Raw genomic sequence first — 16,553 nt, forward strand, 5'->3', positions numbered from 1 at the left:
ATGAGGTGGTTACTAATGAACAAGTGGTTCCAAGTCGTTCCTATGCAAGAAAAACATGCTGCTGAGGTTTGTAGTTGGCGATATGATCCTCCTTATGATATTTATAGCTGGTTACCTTGGGAGCAAATGCAGGCACTTGAGGTTGAATTTGGCGATGCTCAGCTTCGTAGTGAGCAATATGTCTCTATTTTGGACGAAGGAGATGAACTGGTAGGGTTTGCTCAATATTTTCCACTTATTGATGTGACAAGACTAGGAATCGGAATGAAGCCTGATTTATGCGGGTATGGATATGGCCATTTATTTGTGTCTGCAATTGTAGAAGAGGCACTGCGACGTGCTCCAAGAAATACGATTGATCTTGAAGTGCTCACATGGAATAAACGAGCAATACGTTGTTATGAACATGTTGGATTTAGTATTACAGATGAATATGACAAAATGACGCCAAAAGGGGTCTCACAATCCTTTTATTGTATGGTATTTCAAGGATTTCCAAGACAGGAATAGCTTTTAGATCACTTTTAAGGTGCAAAAAAAAGATTGGCACCTTAAAAGTGACCAATCTATTTTTTAACGAAAAATATAATATAACCAAATACTTTACCTTTATGAACGCTTCATAAATTGTATAACCTCTTCTTGTGTGGGCATTCCTGCCTGTGCGCCAAACTTAGTCACTGCTAGTGCCGAAGCAGCTGAAGCATAAGTGACGGCTTGCCCCACTATTTCACCACGCCCTAGAGCGACGCCCAGCGCTGCACAAAAGCAGTCACCTGCACCCGTTGTATCTACAACCTCAACTTTATGAGCAGGAGCATAGACCACCTCTACATTATCTTCATTACGTTGATCTATATAAGCGGATCCATCACTACCTAATGTTGTAATGACAACGGCATTATTGACTGAAGCAAGCTTATGCATGGCTTGTGTCACTTCTTCATGAGTTTCTAATGCAGATTGACCAAGGAGCCCTGCTAACTCTGACTGATTTGGCACAAGAACGGTAGCATTGGACAATAACTCTGGAGGTAACGTTCCTGAAGCAGGGGCTGGAGCTGGATTAAGCAATACAATGGCATCCCCCTCCGCAGCGATCTGTGCAGCTTGTACAACCGTCTCCATCTCTGTCTCCAATTGAAGTAATACAACATCAGCGTCACGTAAGCATGACTCTATTGCCGGTTCCCTAAGCATTGCAGGCGTCAGTTTGCCATTCGCCCCAGCGACAATAATAATTCGATTGTCTCCTTCCGTGACCCAGATAGAAGCAACACCTGTGGTAACATTAGATAATTGGGCTACATGTGTTGTATTTACACCGTTTGCATTTAAATCTGTAATTAGCTGTTGGCCAAATTTGTCTTGTCCTACCGCACCAATCATCGTTACATTAGCGCCTAATCTTGCCGCAGCCAAAGCTTGATTCGCCCCCTTGCCACCAGGTATAAAATGAACTTGTTCGCCTGTAAGTGTCTCTCCCTGCAACGGTGCACGCTCAGCTTCAATCACAATATCCATATTGAGACTACCAACAACAACAACATTAGGACGTGCTAGTTCGGAAGTTTGAGTATCCATATCCATTCTCCTTAATCTAGGTTAGTAAATGCAACTTCACTCCACAGCGCTTGCTTTCAGAAAGGACTCATTATATTGCTGTGCTTCTTTAACATCGATGGCTGTAACTCCACCAGCTTCCCAAGACGTTAACCGAAGCGTGACGGTTGTATGATCGATTGTAATAAATGGATGATGATCAAACGCCTCTGAAATGGCTGCAACCTCACCTACAAATGCAATCCCTTTCATAAAGCTACTGAATTTATACTTTCGTACAATCCATCGTCCTTCCTCTAATTCCCAGCCTTCCAGCGTTTCTAAATACGCCTCAATTTCTTCTGGTGTAAATGGCATACTTTTCCCCCTTCCTAGCGTAACTCTAAGTGACTGATCATGTTTGCCAGGCTATCATTCAAGCTAATACATTTTATCGTTTAAAAAAATAATTATACTTGTTTTTAGACCAACCTAACAGAAGTAAATTCTTGCTCGCCAATAAACAAGTTAATAAGATGTGAATTAGCATCATGGGTGACGATGGCACTTCCTACCTCAATCATCGATTGTGTACCCAAAGCATAAAATAAATCCTCCGCTAATGCCTCCCACACCTCATCCTTTTGCTCCTGTGACAATTGTGACCATTCATTTGGCTCCATTTCAAAAAAAATATAGCTATCTGGTATCTGCGAAACCGCCTCCGTCAAATCTTTTAAAATATCGCCATATTCTCTGCCATGCTTAATTCCCATGGGTGTAACACCCTTCCTTTTCATGATCTTGTAACATATTAGTTCTATTATAACGGAAAATACCACTTAAAAAAAAAGGGAAGTTTGTCGATAACAAAGATAAGCCATTTTTCTGAAATATTATTGAGTATTTTTCAGCAAGGAAGCTGAGGAACAAGAAAAATAGGATAATTTATCTCAAGGACGAGGTGTACAATGGAAATATCAACGATTATTGGGCTTATATTCGGATTTGTATCACTAATTTTAGGTATGTACTTAAAAGGGGCTCCATTAGCAAGCTTGGTCTCTAACCCAGCGGCCTTTGTTATTATAATATTGGGTACAGCGGCAACGTTATTTGTAGCTTTTCCGATGTCAGAACTTAAAAAGTTTGGAACACTGCTAAAAATCACAATGGTAAAACCAAAAATTATTTCCAAGGAAGAGTTAATTAAGATGTTCATGGAATGGGCATCGATCACAAGACGTGAAGGATTGCTTGCCCTTGAAAGTAAAGTCGATGAAATCAGTGATGACTTCCTACGAAGTGGTATGCGTATGATTATTGATGGTAATGATCAGGAGTTCGTACAGGATGTACTCACCGAAGATATCGCGGCAACAGAAGAACGTCATAAAGCAGGGGCAATGATTTTCTCACAAGCCGGAATGTATGCTCCTACACTAGGGGTTCTTGGTGCGGTAGTAGGTCTGATTGCTGCATTGTCAGATATGAGTGATGTTAATAAGCTAGCCCACGCGATCTCTGGGGCATTTATCGCAACCGTATTTGGTATTTTTACCGGTTATGTAATGTGGCATCCGATTGCTACGAAACTGAAGCGTATTTCAAAAAAAGAGATGGAAGTAAAATTAATGATGGTCGAAGGTTTGCTTTCGATTCAATCTGGAGTATCCACGATCGCCATTCAACAAAAGCTAGTTGTCTTCCTAACGCCTGCTGAGCGTAAAAAGGTACTAGAGAAGGGAGCGGGTGGCGGTGAGCAAGAATAAACGTCATGAAGAGCATGAAGAACATGCGGACGAAAGCTGGTTGCTTCCGTATTCCGATTTGATGACCTTGTTGCTTGCTATGTTTATTGTTCTATATGGGATGAGTAATGTAAATGCTCAAAAGTTTCAACAAATGAGCGAGGCCTTTAACAGCGTTTTATCAGGTGGTTCAGGTTTACTTGAAAGTAACGCTATGATTAGCAATGACAAAAAATCAATGGGCGGTGCAACCATCATAGATGAGGCCGCTCAAGCTGCTAAGAAAAAACGGGCAGCATTACAACGTCAAGAGGAAGAAAACCTTTCTGCGTTAAAGGAGCAGCTTGATGAATATATCGCTAACAATGGATTAAGTAATGATTTAGAGACAAAATTAAATCAATCTCAGTTGATGATAACAATTAGCGATAAGGCGCTTTTTGCTTCTGGTGATGCAGAATTAAAACCAAATGCACGTTCTTTAGCTAAATCAATCTCTAAAATGTTAGAGAAATTCCCTGATTATGAAATTTTAATTACAGGACATACCGATAATATCCCAATAAACACACAGAAGTTTCAAGATAACTGGGATCTAAGCTCTGCGCGGGCCTTAAACTTTACACGTGTATTATTATTAAATCCACTACTCAGTCCTAAGCTAGTGACAGCAATAGGTAGTGGAGAGTATCGCCCTATCGCTACCAATGATACCGCTGCTGGGCGCGCTCAAAACCGGCGTGTAGAGGTTTCGATTATCCGTAAATATCAAGATACAACGGATACAATAAGTGTAAATCCATAATGATAAAACTAGCAGATGCTAAAAAGCTTTGTCATCCTACCTTAAGGGCCTATCCCTTAATTAGGTTAATGACAAAGCTTTCTTTATTACCTATACTAGGAGTCTAATCCAATGAATAATCCAAGGCGTTGCCAAGCTCCGCCTTCTCCTGCGCGGTTAAGTCCCGCCAAGCCCCAATTTTTAAATCTCCCAAATGGATGTTCATAATTCTAATTCGCTGTAGCTTACGTACATCATAACCTAATGCACTACACATCCTACGAATTTGACGATTTTTTCCTTCAGTTAACACAAGTCTAAAGACACGATCTGTCATTCTTGTTATTTTACAAGGCAATGTCATTTGCCCTAAAATTTTAACGCCTTCACTCATAGCACGCAGAAAATGGGGAGTAACCGGCTTGTCCACCGTAACGATATATTCTTTTTCGTGTTTCCCTTCTGCCCTTAATATTTTATTCACAATATCTCCATCACTAGTTAACAAAATAAGTCCCTCTGAATCCTTATCCAAGCGGCCTATCGGGAAAATCCGCTCACTATGTCCAACAAAGTCTACAATATTGCCACGAATATGTCCTTCTGTTGTGCTTGTAATACCTACAGGCTTATTTAAGGCAATATAAACGTGTTGTGCTGGCTTTGCCGCCAAGGGCTGACCATTTACCCTCACATCATCTCCTGCCTCCGCCTGACTGCCTAAAACGGCAACTACGCCATTAATCGTCACCTTACCAGCATCGATTAGTTTATCAGCCTCACGTCTAGAGCAATATCCAGTTTCACTTATAAATTTATTTATTCTCATGATGTCTTTTCTTCCTCCACTGTAGATTCACAATCTAATACTTTTGGTAAAGTTACCGTTACCGTTGTGCCCCTGCCAACCTCACTCGTAATATCCATTGTTCCTTTATGCGCTTCAATAATACGTTGAGATACCATCACACCAAGTCCTGTTCCTTTTTCTTTATTTGTGTAAAATGGTTCGCCAATTTTTTGTAGGTTTTCTTTTGAAATCCCGATACCCTGATCACTTATTTGAATGATTGCACAATCATCCCCATCTCCATCTAAAGACACTTCAATCATACCCCCACTAGGCATAGCCTCCATGGCATTTTTAATCACATTTATAAATACCTGCTTTAATTGATTCTCTTCACAGTGTACCAGAACAGGGCAAGATGAGAAATGAACTTTGAATTCTATATTATGCAGGTGCGCCTCACTATCCAAAAAGGATAAAACATCACCAATAGAAAAACGTACATCTCTCACTTGAAAATGCACAGCCTGGGGCTTCGCCAAAATTAAAAACTCACTAACAATCAGATTGATTCGGTCTAATTCAGATAACATAATATCCGTATGAAGTTTGTTTATAGATTGGGTCTTCTGCTGAATTTGCAAAAAACCTCTCAATGTCGTTAATGGATTACGAATTTCGTGCGCAACACCTGCAGCCAATTGTCCAACTGTTGTTAGCTTCTCAGATCTCCGTAATAGCTCCTCCATCCGAATATGCTCTGTCATATCCCGAGAGATATGAATAAATCCGGTAACATCGCCAACCTCATTATAGATTGGGGATTCACTAATGCTCACATTTACTGTACTACCATCCTTTCGTAGACGAATGGTTTCTGATAATACTAAAGGCTTAGGTTCCCCGCTTACTTCTTCCTTCTGCCATGTATAACTCTCTGACTTCAATTCATCTGGAACAAGATCAAGATACGTACCTACCACCTCATCACTTTGCCAACCATACAGTGTTTCAAATGCTGAGTTTACACGAATAATTTTACCGGTCGTATCCGTTAAATGGATCGCATCAGCAGTTTGACTAATGATAGATTCTAAGTATTCCTTAACAGCACGATTCTCTTCATTTTTATTTTTTAACTCCATTGTATTTGTACCTAAACTGTAGGCCATAACATTAATACGGTGAGCTAGCAATCCAAACTCATCTTTACTTTTCACCTGTAATCGTGTGTCGAAATCTCCACATGCTAATTGGTTTACTTTAATTAAAATATTTTGAATTGGGCGAATAAGCCGTCCTGCTAATATATAACTTGTAAAAATAACTGCCTGAAGCAGCACAATAGAAATCCATATTTGACTATATATTATCGTCGTAATTCTAGAGGATATGGAATTATAGTCTGAAATAATCTTAATAACAAACGGAGAGGATTGACTAAGATTAATAGGCACATAGCTAACTAGCACATGTTTATCGTTGATGTATGTATTTTTGAGGGTGCTTTTGCCTGTCTTCATAACCTGCTGACTAGAGGAATAATCCTCCTCTACATCTTTAAAGTTATATGTGCCAAACAAAATCTGAGGTGTCGTTTCCCACGAATACGCTTTAATTACTGAAATCTCTAGTAGGTTTTTATCTGATTTAATAAGTTCATTAATAATATTAGTGGGACTAGCCTTCTTAAATAATTCGTCTATTACATCCTGACTGATCTTGTCTCTAGAATCATTTAATATGTATTCATACACCGACCTACTTTGCTCAATGCTCACAGCAATTTGCTTAGCCATTAACATCAGATTTTCTTCACTTTCTTTATGTAAATCCTCTCGGGTTGAAAAATAATTAAATACAATATTAAGCGTGAGTATTGTTAAAGAAAACAAAGACATAACCAAAGACAATTTTGACTTTATAGACAATCCGATCCCCGCCTTTTAGGTAACCATCACTATTTTTGGTATATAATGTTGTATACTTTAATCATACCTGCATCATCATGTTTTGCAAGAAATTGTTGCTAATTATATTTGATTTTTCTACAATAAAAAACAATATTACACACCAAACTATGTGCTTCTACAAATTTAAACAGAGTTATACACAATTTTATCAACATATTAACAATATTTGTGCACAGTATGTGTATAATAGTGGGGATAAAAATTATATTTTCAATAGTTATGCACAATTTTACCCACAACATGTTAACAAACGAATATTTGTTCGTTGAATAAAGCAATATTTTCTACTAAAAAATACGAAGAGGAGCTTCAAGATGGCTCAGCCAACAAAACCTACACAACCTACACAAATCCCTATACAATCTAAACGTTCTATACACTCGAAAATTCCAGCAGCCCCCACCTCTACATATCCAGATGAACATTGGATGAAAGAGGCGATAAAGGAAGCTAAGATCGCTGAGAGCAAAGGAGAGGTCCCTATCGGCGCTGTAGTCGTTTATGGCGACACAATTATCGGACGTGGGCACAACCTGCGAGAGAGCGCATTAGATGGCACTGCACACGCTGAAATGATTGCGATACGGGAGGCAAGTACTCATTTACAAGCATGGCGTCTACTTCACTGTAGATTATACGTCACCTTAGAGCCATGTCCCATGTGTGCTGGCGCGATTGTACAATCTCGAATACACCATGTCATTTATGGAGCAACTGACCCCAAAGCTGGTTGTGCAGGTACACTGATGAACTTATTGCAGGAGCCTCGCTTTAATCATACTGCTCAAGTGACTAGTCACGTTTTGGAGACACAATGTGGTGAACTATTAACTAACTTTTTTAGAGATTTAAGAGATAAACGAAAGCAGCAGCAAGGAAAATAAGTATAAGTACAAGTAAAATAAATAAAAGAAGTAAACAAAAGCTCTTGTAGATTTAAATATCCACAAGAGCCTTTTGGTATTCATGTTCATGATTTAATTTTATGTCTTAGTAATTATAATTATAATTATTTCCGAACATTTCTTCTAATTCTTTAAGCGTAATTACATCTGTTGGGATGCCATATTCAAAATCTACTTTTTCATTAATTTTGGTCATTTCACTTGTTGCCTTCGCATTAATTTGAACAGTTTCGTTATTTTTAAAATCACCAATTTCAATGTCAAAATTTGTTTCTTGGTATGAAGGATAGTTTTTATCATCGATTGCGGTGTTTAAAGACAATTTATTGATCTTAACTGCATCCTTCATTTCCTTTAAGCCTTTTTGAAGTTCAGCATCCGTCATTTCAGATAAACCAGATTTTGCTTTTGCAATATCAGCTTCGCTTATATTAAGCATCGTGCGATATTCTTCTTTATTCACAATATCAAGTACTTTTGGGAAAGCCTTCTTAATCAAAATCTCAATTGCTTCATTCAAATTATCATTCGTAATGTTAAATTGCACTACTTGCTTTGCCTTAAAGCCTTCTGGTAATGAAACCTCTGATTTATCTACATTTTTAAAATATTTAGCCTGATCATACTGATTCAAAATTTCATTAGAAATTTCAGCCGTCAATTTCTGGAACTTATCTGAGTTAAGGATATCAAAGTTAACCGTTTCTCCACTTTGCTCCGCGATTTCTTTGAGATCAAATTTAATGAACTTACCAACAATAGTTTCAGGTAGCGGTAAAAATGGGATCTCAGGTACCTTTATATAAAATACATCCTTGGTAAAAATAATTGGCATTTTATAGCTCATTTCAACATCATCGCTTTTTGCCTTAAACTCAATTACTACTTCTGATTGCATTGGTTCTTTTTGGACAACCTGTTTAACTGTAATTTCAGCATTTTTCAACATTGAAATTGTTGATCCTAGCTGTGCTTGATTTGCCTCAGGTACATTTACCTTAAAATCAGTAATTTTTAGTTTATTTGTTACCATGTAAGAATTTAACTTCATTACATCTAATGCGGCACTAGTAAGCGCCTCTTTTGGTTCCTTTTTAGTGTTGCACCCCGTCAGTACTAATGCTACCGCCAACAACATAACGATTGGCAAAGTAATATACTTTTTAAACATTCTCTATACTCCCCCTCTTCTCATGAACATACCAATAATACCACAATTAAACATCTATTATTACACCAAATATGCAGAACAGAAACAAAAAGCGTATCAAATTTTAATGAATTGCTTTCTTCTTAAACCTTCCGCCCTTTACATCGTGAATATTTCCTACAGCTAAAAATGCACTTTCGTCTACTTCTGTTACAATTTCCTTCAGCTTTGCTTCCTCTAAACGTGTAATTACACAAAAGATCACCTTTTTAGGATCACCAGAAAATCCACCTTCACCAGATAAATAGGTTACACCACGGCCAAGTCGGCTTAAAATGGCATCCCCAATCTCATCGATTTGGTCACTAATAATCCATACTGATTTGGATTCATTTAACCCGTCCACAACGACATCAATCGTCTTATACGCAATATAGTAGGCAAGTAATGAGAACATCGCGCTCTCCCAAGTAAACACAAACCCTGCCGTTAATAAAATAAAGAAGTTAAAAAACATAATAATCTCGCCCACTGAAAATGGGGTTTTTCTTGAAATTAAGATTGCAATGATTTCAGTCCCATCTAACGATCCACCAAAACGAATCACTAAGCCTGTGCCCAAACCTAAAAATACACCACCAAACACAAAAGCAAGCACAGTATTGTTAACAAAGGCAGGGACATCATGTAACAGTGCCGTTCCTAGCGACATTACACTAATGCCTAATAATGTTGAAATGGCAAATGTTTTACCGATCATCCTGTAGCCAACGATAAGAAAAGGGAGGTTAATAATAAATAGGAAAATACCGAGGGGCAATCCACTTAAATAAGAGGTCATGACAGAAATACCAGTAATTCCACCGTCCGTAATCTGGTTAGGTACGAGGAATAACTCTAATGCAACGGATACAATAAGAGCCCCAATCACGATAAAGGCCGACCTCAGCATCACATTTCCGATGGAGCGTTGCTTATGTTGTTTTATCGGCTGAGAAACCACTTCACTCGTAACAGGGATATCAGGGATTAAGGAGTTCATTAAGCATCACATTCCTTTCAGTATGGGTGTAATCTGTATCTCCACTTTGGACATCCTATTATATTGATATAAGCATTATATTCATATATAAAAAATGACCGTCTATCTTTATTATTACATGATTGTATACATATTGTCTTGTATTATTCAAATTTGGAAATAAAAAAATCTCAGCAGAGTGCTGAGATTTTCAAAGGTTATTTATTAACCTTGTGGATTATGATGATCAACATGATTACTGTTTTTAACCTTTTTCGAACCTGATAAAGGCTCTTGTCCTTGTTTATTATCATCTCGCTTGCGTTGGTGCTGATCAGGGGTGGTTCCTGGTGTTGTATAAGCTTTAGGCTTACTCATTTCTCTTCCTCCTTTAAGGTATTCTTTAAGGTAGCATTAGAGCTCAACTAGATGTGCCACAGAATGCTTAAGTTCCTTAATAGGATGTGAGGGCAGGTATAAAATTATTCACTTTAACGATATAACCTAATAATGTGGGTTACATTATGTATAGTGAAGAGGGAAAGGTAATAAAGTTATACAAAACAAAAAGAGATCGATTTATTAAAATCGATCTCTTAGTTAGGCTTTAGGACGGAGAGGGTGGGATTCGAACCCACGTGGGCTTGCACCCTAACGGTTTTCAAGACCGCCCCGTTATGACCGCTTCGGTACCTCTCCAAAAATATTTAATTGATCAGCCAACAAAATAGATCATATCATATATTTTTAAAACAAGCAAGCATTTTTACAAAAAATTTTTTTGCGTATGATTTTAATATGACTTAAATGTGATTTGGATTGATTCCAACAAGCTTTCCTCTTGAAAATACATGTTGGAATCAATTCATCTCATTTATAACGGAAATTAAAACTAACGTTTAGTTATTTTATCAATATTGCCCATATACGGTCGTAACACTTCTGGAATCGTGACAGAACCATCCTCTTGCTGATAGTTTTCTAAAATTGCAGCCACAGTTCTACCTACCGCCAGACCTGATCCATTTAAGGTATGCACAAATTCAGGCTTAGCTTTTAAATCAGGACGGAATCGAATGTTAGCACGACGTGCTTGGAAATCCTCTACATTAGAACAAGAGGAAATTTCGCGATACATATTGGACTCTGGCAACCAAACCTCAAGGTCGTAGGTTTTAGCAGCTGTGAAGCCCAAATCACCTGTACATAACGCTAATACTCGATATGGCAATTCAAGTAATTGCAATACACGCTCTGCATTTTGAGTCATCAATTCCAACTCTTCATAAGATTGCTCTGGATGCACAATTTTAATCATTTCTACTTTATTAAATTGATGCTGACGAATCAGCCCACGTGTATCACGACCTGCGGCACCAGCTTCAGAACGGAAACAAGAGCTATATGCGACGTAACGACGAGGCAATTCATCTACAGCTAAAATTTCCTCACGATGATAATTCGTTACTGGAACCTCTGCTGTTGGAATCAGATAATAATCATTATCTGTCAATTTGAACAAGTCTTCCTCAAATTTCGGAAGTTGTCCTGTTCCATATAGGCTATCACGATTCACAATATAAGGTGGAAGCATTTCTTCATATCCATGCTCATTACTATGTAAATCCATCATGAAATTAATTAAAGCGCGTTCCAAGCGTGCGCCTAGCCCTTTATAAAAGGTAAATCTGGAGCCAGTTACCTTCGAACCTGCTTCAAAATCTAAAATTCCTAACTCTGTTGCAATATCCCAATGCGGCTTAGGTGAAAATCCAAAGCTTCTAGGCTCACTCCAGCGACGCACTTCTACGTTTTCCTCTTCGGAACGACCTTTAGGCACACTTGAATGTGGAATGTTAGGAATCGCCATTGTCAAAGTTTCAATCTGTGCTTCAAGAACACGAACCTCATCATCCAACTCTTTAATTCGGTCACCGACCTGACGCATTTCTGCAATCAGTTCATCCGCATTCTCTTTATTTTTTTTACATTTAGCAACCTCAGCAGAAACGGTATTCCGACGGCTTTTTAATGCTTCGCTTTCTTGTAATAAAGCTCTACGCTTTTCATCAAGAGCTGGAAAATCTGAAATCAATTCTGCTGATTTGCCTCGGCTAGCAAGCGCTGCCTCAACCTTAGCATAATCATTACGTAACAATTTAACGTCCAACATAGGTAGTCCCTCCTAAAAATCATCCCAACAAGCCAGCCTAAAGGTGCTGCAAATTATGTGTAAACTAACACACCTTAACCCTCGAAGGGTCAAGGTGAGAGAATATATTTTTTTCTAACTAAATATTTTACAATATCACTAATAAACATACAAGATAATATGTCACTAGCATACTACAATACTTCCATTAGAATAGATTTTTGATGCCATTAAATAGATCTGAGAAAAACTCACCAATCGCTCTAAGCAATAGCGTAAACCAACCTGCTTTTTCTGCTTCCTGCGCGGTGATCAAATTCACCGTTTTTTCCAACGGCTGATCCATTCCAGCATCTTTATACGAATAAGTCACAGTCCCAACGACACTTCCCACCTTAAGTGGTGCTACAAGCGTCTCTGGATCATTTAAGGTCACCTTTGTTTGCATTGAGCTTAAATCAGCACCCTTAGGCACAACAAACGTAACTGCCTCATCTGAAACGATAGGAACAGTAGTATCCTTTGCTCTTTTCACTGTTACTGATTCATTGCCAGCAACTGTCGCTTTTGGTGCAACAACCTGCTTCGCCTCAAAGTTATTGAAGCCATAATCAAGCACTTTTGCTGTCTCAACAAAACGGACATTTTCCGCCTTCATCGTTTTTGTACCTTTTGTACCCATAACAACGCTAATCAGACGCATTCCATTTCTTTTTGCTGTTCCAGTAAAGCTACCACCTGCATTGGTAGTATGCCCTGTTTTGAGTCCATCCAAGCCTTCATAAGCAAATTGCTTAAAGTTTACTACATTTTTGTTCGCCTCTAGCATGTAGTTCCAGTTTACGATTGGCTTTTTATCACGTTCACGGAATTTGTAGCTTTGAATTTTGGTAAAGCGATCGAAGTCTGGATGATCCGTTACGATATATCTCGCCAAAGTCGCTGCATCTCTAGCAGACATCACGGTTTCCTTTTTATCCGCAGGCTGAAAATCAGCTGGCATATCACTAATATCTAATCCACTTGAATTAGCAAAATGTGTTGCTGTCATTCCCATGCGTTTTGCTTCATCATTCATCATCTTTACAAATTCCTGCTCTGAACCCGCGATATGCTCTGCCAAAGCTACTGTAGCATCATTAGCGGAGCCGACCGCCATCGCAATATACAATTGCTCTATTGTATGCTGATCTCCTTCAGCTAGGAAAATACGTGAACCTATCGTTTGAGCTGCATTTTTGCGGACGGTTACCATTTCATCCCATTTATGCTCACCCTTTTTAACAAGGTCAGCAACGATATATTCCGTCATCATCTTCGTCATACTTGCTGGTGGCAACGCTTCATCACCATTTACATTTAATAAAACTTGTCCAGATGATGCTTCTATTAAAATGGCAGACTTCACCTTTAAATCTAATGATTGTACAGAAGGAAGTGTGGTTTTAGCCTTAACCTCTGTTTTAGGGGTTGCTTCGCTTTTTTTGTTTTCATCGGTTTTTTGATTACTTTCATTTGTTGCACTTGCTAACAATGTGTTGCTTGCAGATGCCATTGGCGGCACAAGGGATAAGCACAACATATTTACTAATAAAATAGAAGATACACTTCTGCGAATAATTTGTCTTTTAGATTTCTTTACTTTTTTATTATCATTTTGGTTATTTTGATTTAAATTAAATTTCACAGCCTTTTAAAGCCCCTCTCATGATCTCTCAAATTGTCTTGTAAACTTGTTGCTCTATCTATTCTATCACAGCCTATAGCTCAAAAAAAGGCAGGCTAAACGAATCACGTCTAGACTACCTTTTTTAACTAATTAATAACAAAATTAATGTATTAGATTGGGCTATGATTGGATACTGTTAAACGGAATAGTTAGGTGCTTCCTTCGTAATTTGCACATCATGTGGATGGCTTTCACGAAGACCTGCCCCTGAAATCTTAATAAATTGAGTATCATTACGAAGCTCATCTAAATTTTTAGTTCCGCAATACCCCATTCCTGAGCGAAGACCACCTAATAGCTGGTGAATCGTGTCAGCTAAAGGACCCTTATAGGCTACTCTACCTTCGATACCTTCAGGAACAAGCTTTTTGTCATCATCTTGGAAATAACGATCCTTACTACCCATCTTCATTGCACCAAGTGATCCCATTCCTCTATATACTTTATAACGACGTCCTTGGTAAATTTCAGATTCACCAGGGCTCTCTTCTGTACCTGCAAACAAGCTACCAAGCATCACTGCATGTGCACCTGCTGCGATTGCTTTCGTAATTTCACCAGAATATTTAATCCCGCCATCAGCAATAATTGGAATTCCGTATTCACGTGCCACTGTTGCACAATCATAAACTGCAGTTACTTGAGGCACACCAATCCCTGCAATAACACGTGTTGTACAGATAGAACCTGGTCCAATACCCACCTTAACTACAGAAGCACCTGCTTCAATAAGCGCTCTAGTTGCTTCACCTGTAGCTACATTTCCTGCAATAATAGTTAAATCAGGGTGACGTCTACGCAATTCAGCAACAGCTTCAATAATGTTAATATGGTGACCATGTGCGGAGTCTACAGCAATAACGTCCACACCTGCTTTGACTAGCGCATCTGTGCGCTCAAATGTATCTTTAGAAATACCAACAGCTGCTCCAACTAATAAGCGGCCTTGTGCATCCTTAGCGGCGTTCGGAAATTGGATTGCCTTCTCGATATCTTTAATTGTAATAAGCCCTTTAAGTACATTATTTTCATCTACTAAAGGAAGCTTTTCAATTTTATGCTTTTGTAAAATTCCTTCAGCCTGCTCTAATGTTGTTCCAACAGGAGCAGTCACAAGATTATCATGCGTCATGACACTACTAATTTTAATGTTGTAATCATGTACAAAACGCAAATCGCGATTCGTCAAAATTCCAACTAGCTTGTTATCAGCATCAACAATCGGTACCCCTGAGATTCTATACTTACCCATAACCTGCTCAGCATCAGAAACTAGATGTTCTGCTGTGAGTGAAAATGGATTAGTAATAACACCACTCTCAGAGCGCTTCACGCGATCTACTTCTCCCGCCTGCTGCTCAATCGTCATGTTTTTATGGATAATGCCAATCCCACCCTCACGAGCAATTGCAATCGCCAAAACTGCCTCAGTTACGGTGTCCATACCAGCACTAATTAGAGGAATGTTCAACTTAACCTTATCACTTAATCGCGTACCAAGATTTACTTCCTTTGGTAAAACCTCAGAACCTCTTGGAACTAATAATACGTCGTCAAATGTTAAGCCTTCTTTTTCAAATTTTTTACTCCACACTGTTAAAATTCCTCCTTAAAATATTGGATTAAACCATTTTTGCATCTATTACTAAACACCAGTTTGCCTTTTAAAATCGGGCATCTTCGGCACTCACGAAAATATATTAATGTTCATCTTAGCAAAGGGGATATAGGCTGTCAAGGACAAGTATACGCTTTTTAACAGCATACTTTCTGGGGAAAACGGTTGTCTTTACAGGGCGCACATATGTAAATAAATGTATAAATAACCGTGAAAATTTACGCATATTTATATAAAATAGATTAGATGAGATATATATTATTGATAAATAAAAGAAATAATATTTATAATTACTGCAACTATTTAAGTTATTTTAGAGGAATATGGAGAAACTAAAAATGAATAAAATTAAAAACAACACTGATTCCAGTAATAAACAATCAAAAGAAAGTGATCTCGCACATTTTGATGAGCAAGCTAGTCGCTGGCATCAGCAAATTCCACAGCAAACCTATGATTGCATTGATAAGCTTATTCACCAATTCAATATTAACCATCAGCATTCTATTTTAGATATTGCCGCTGGAACAGGGGTATGGCTGCAACGATTGCATGAGCTAGACATGCACCCTATTAAGTACGTAGCTATAGATGTATCCGATCAAATGTTAAATCAATTAAAGGCTATGTTTCCAGAAATTGAAGCGCACTGCTTTGATATAGAGGGAGAGATTAACTTAAGTAAAAAATTTGATTGGGTCATTGTTTTTAATGGTACACCTCATATTAAGAACATGGATATGTTATTTCAAAATGCCACAAAGCATTTACATAAGGGTGGTAAGCTACTTATTGCTCATGCAAGAACAAGATATGGTTTAAAAGAGCATCATAAATCTATAGGTTTTATACCACCTTTTGAACCTATTCCAAGTGAGGACAACCTGCGCATGTTGTCGGCTAAATATGGGTTAATAAATATAATAATAAAAGATGAACCCTTCTTTTATTATTGTGCGGAGAAAGCCTAAGTTACCAAAGGGGTTAAAGGACATACAAAAAGAGCCGTTACTAAGTAACGGCTCTTTTCTATTGCTTGGCAACGTCCTACTCTCCCAGGACCCTTCGGTCCAAGTACCATCGGCGCTGGAGGGCTTAACGGTCGTGTTCGGGATGGGTACGTGTGGAACCCCTCCGC

Annotated in this window: 16 protein-coding genes, 1 tRNA gene and 1 rRNA gene; 5 read left to right on the forward strand and 13 right to left on the reverse strand. The window is 38.3% G+C overall.

All coding sequences use genetic code 11. The annotated features are described in order from the left end of the window. Positions 1–15: 15 nt before the first annotated feature. Positions 16–510, forward strand: a complete 495-nt coding sequence (locus tag J2Z32_RS21105; RefSeq protein WP_210091184.1) for a GNAT family N-acetyltransferase — start codon at positions 16–18, stop codon at positions 508–510. Between the two features lie 99 nt (positions 511–609). Here the strand turns inward: J2Z32_RS21105 and rbsK are convergent, their stop codons facing one another. The 3 genes from rbsK to J2Z32_RS21120 all read right to left on the reverse strand — a co-directional run bounded on the left by rbsK (position 610) and on the right by J2Z32_RS21120 (position 2,318). Then, a complete protein-coding gene (gene rbsK, locus J2Z32_RS21110) occupies positions 610–1,584 on the reverse strand; it encodes a ribokinase (protein WP_210091185.1) in 975 nt (324 codons plus the stop codon). A 36-nt stretch (positions 1,585–1,620) separates the two neighbouring features. Further along, entirely contained in the window at positions 1,621–1,920 is a 300-nt protein-coding gene (locus J2Z32_RS21115; RefSeq protein ID WP_210091186.1) for a 4a-hydroxytetrahydrobiopterin dehydratase, read from the reverse strand. 104 nt (positions 1,921–2,024) lie between these two features. Further along, a complete protein-coding gene (locus J2Z32_RS21120) occupies positions 2,025–2,318 on the reverse strand; it encodes a hypothetical protein (RefSeq protein ID WP_210091187.1) in 294 nt (97 codons plus the stop codon). Positions 2,319–2,513: 195 nt separating this feature from the next. Between J2Z32_RS21120 and motA the strand changes: the two genes are divergently transcribed. Together motA and J2Z32_RS21130 are read left to right on the forward strand one after the other, a co-directional pair. Continuing rightward, complete coding sequence (gene motA, locus J2Z32_RS21125) at positions 2,514–3,314, forward strand: flagellar motor stator protein MotA (RefSeq protein WP_210091188.1); 801 nt, start codon at positions 2,514–2,516, stop codon at positions 3,312–3,314. Further along, entirely contained in the window at positions 3,301–4,098 is a 798-nt protein-coding gene (locus J2Z32_RS21130) for a flagellar motor protein MotB (RefSeq protein ID WP_210091189.1), read from the forward strand. The genes motA and J2Z32_RS21130 overlap by 14 nt, the downstream gene beginning before the upstream one ends. Positions 4,099–4,201: 103 nt before the next feature. Here the strand turns inward: J2Z32_RS21130 and rluF are convergent, their stop codons facing one another. Together rluF and J2Z32_RS21140 are read right to left on the reverse strand one after the other, a co-directional pair. Next, on the reverse strand, positions 4,202–4,906 hold the full coding sequence (gene rluF / locus J2Z32_RS21135) for a 23S rRNA pseudouridine(2604) synthase RluF (RefSeq protein WP_210091190.1): 705 nt from the start codon (positions 4,904–4,906) through the stop codon (positions 4,202–4,204). Beyond that, entirely contained in the window at positions 4,903–6,768 is a 1,866-nt protein-coding gene (locus J2Z32_RS21140; RefSeq protein ID WP_245251675.1) for an ATP-binding protein, read from the reverse strand. The genes rluF and J2Z32_RS21140 overlap by 4 nt, the downstream gene beginning before the upstream one ends. A gap of 386 nt (positions 6,769–7,154) precedes the next feature. Here J2Z32_RS21140 and tadA point away from each other — a divergent pair, with 386 nt between their 5' ends. Continuing rightward, complete coding sequence (gene tadA / locus J2Z32_RS21145; RefSeq protein ID WP_210091192.1) at positions 7,155–7,724, forward strand: tRNA adenosine(34) deaminase TadA; 570 nt, start codon at positions 7,155–7,157, stop codon at positions 7,722–7,724. 106 nt (positions 7,725–7,830) lie between these two features. Here tadA and J2Z32_RS21150 read toward each other — a convergent pair whose 3' ends face one another. From J2Z32_RS21150 to guaB, 7 genes are all read right to left on the reverse strand, one after another. Then, positions 7,831–8,916 carry a hypothetical protein gene (locus J2Z32_RS21150; protein WP_210091193.1) on the reverse strand — a complete coding sequence of 362 codons (1,086 nt, stop codon included), beginning with the start codon at positions 8,914–8,916 and terminating at the stop codon, positions 7,831–7,833. 103 nt (positions 8,917–9,019) lie between these two features. Further along, complete coding sequence (locus J2Z32_RS21155; RefSeq protein WP_425343027.1) at positions 9,020–9,847, reverse strand: YitT family protein; 828 nt, start codon at positions 9,845–9,847, stop codon at positions 9,020–9,022. Positions 9,848–10,141: 294 nt separating this feature from the next. Then, a complete protein-coding gene (locus J2Z32_RS21160; protein ID WP_210091195.1) occupies positions 10,142–10,294 on the reverse strand; it encodes a small acid-soluble spore protein P in 153 nt (50 codons plus the stop codon). Positions 10,295–10,529: 235 nt separating this feature from the next. Continuing rightward, positions 10,530–10,615 (reverse strand) — tRNA-Ser (locus J2Z32_RS21165). A gap of 193 nt (positions 10,616–10,808) precedes the next feature. After that, positions 10,809–12,089, reverse strand: a complete 1,281-nt coding sequence (serS, locus tag J2Z32_RS21170; protein ID WP_210091196.1) for a serine--tRNA ligase — start codon at positions 12,087–12,089, stop codon at positions 10,809–10,811. Between the two features lie 187 nt (positions 12,090–12,276). Continuing rightward, complete coding sequence (locus J2Z32_RS21175; protein WP_342453987.1) at positions 12,277–13,755, reverse strand: D-alanyl-D-alanine carboxypeptidase family protein; 1,479 nt, start codon at positions 13,753–13,755, stop codon at positions 12,277–12,279. Between the two features lie 178 nt (positions 13,756–13,933). Further along, entirely contained in the window at positions 13,934–15,391 is a 1,458-nt protein-coding gene (gene guaB, locus J2Z32_RS21180; protein ID WP_210091197.1) for an IMP dehydrogenase, read from the reverse strand. A 362-nt stretch (positions 15,392–15,753) separates the two neighbouring features. On the opposite strand from guaB, the gene J2Z32_RS21185 reads away from it, so the two are divergent. Next, a complete protein-coding gene (locus tag J2Z32_RS21185; RefSeq protein WP_210091198.1) occupies positions 15,754–16,386 on the forward strand; it encodes a class I SAM-dependent DNA methyltransferase in 633 nt (210 codons plus the stop codon). A gap of 63 nt (positions 16,387–16,449) precedes the next feature. Here the strand turns inward: J2Z32_RS21185 and rrf are convergent. Next, a 5S ribosomal RNA gene (gene rrf, locus J2Z32_RS21190) occupies positions 16,450–16,553 on the reverse strand; the annotation flags it as partial.

Source organism: Paenibacillus turicensis (assembly GCF_017873435.1).
Taxonomy (GTDB): Bacteria; Bacillota; Bacilli; order Paenibacillales; family Paenibacillaceae; genus Fontibacillus; species Fontibacillus turicensis.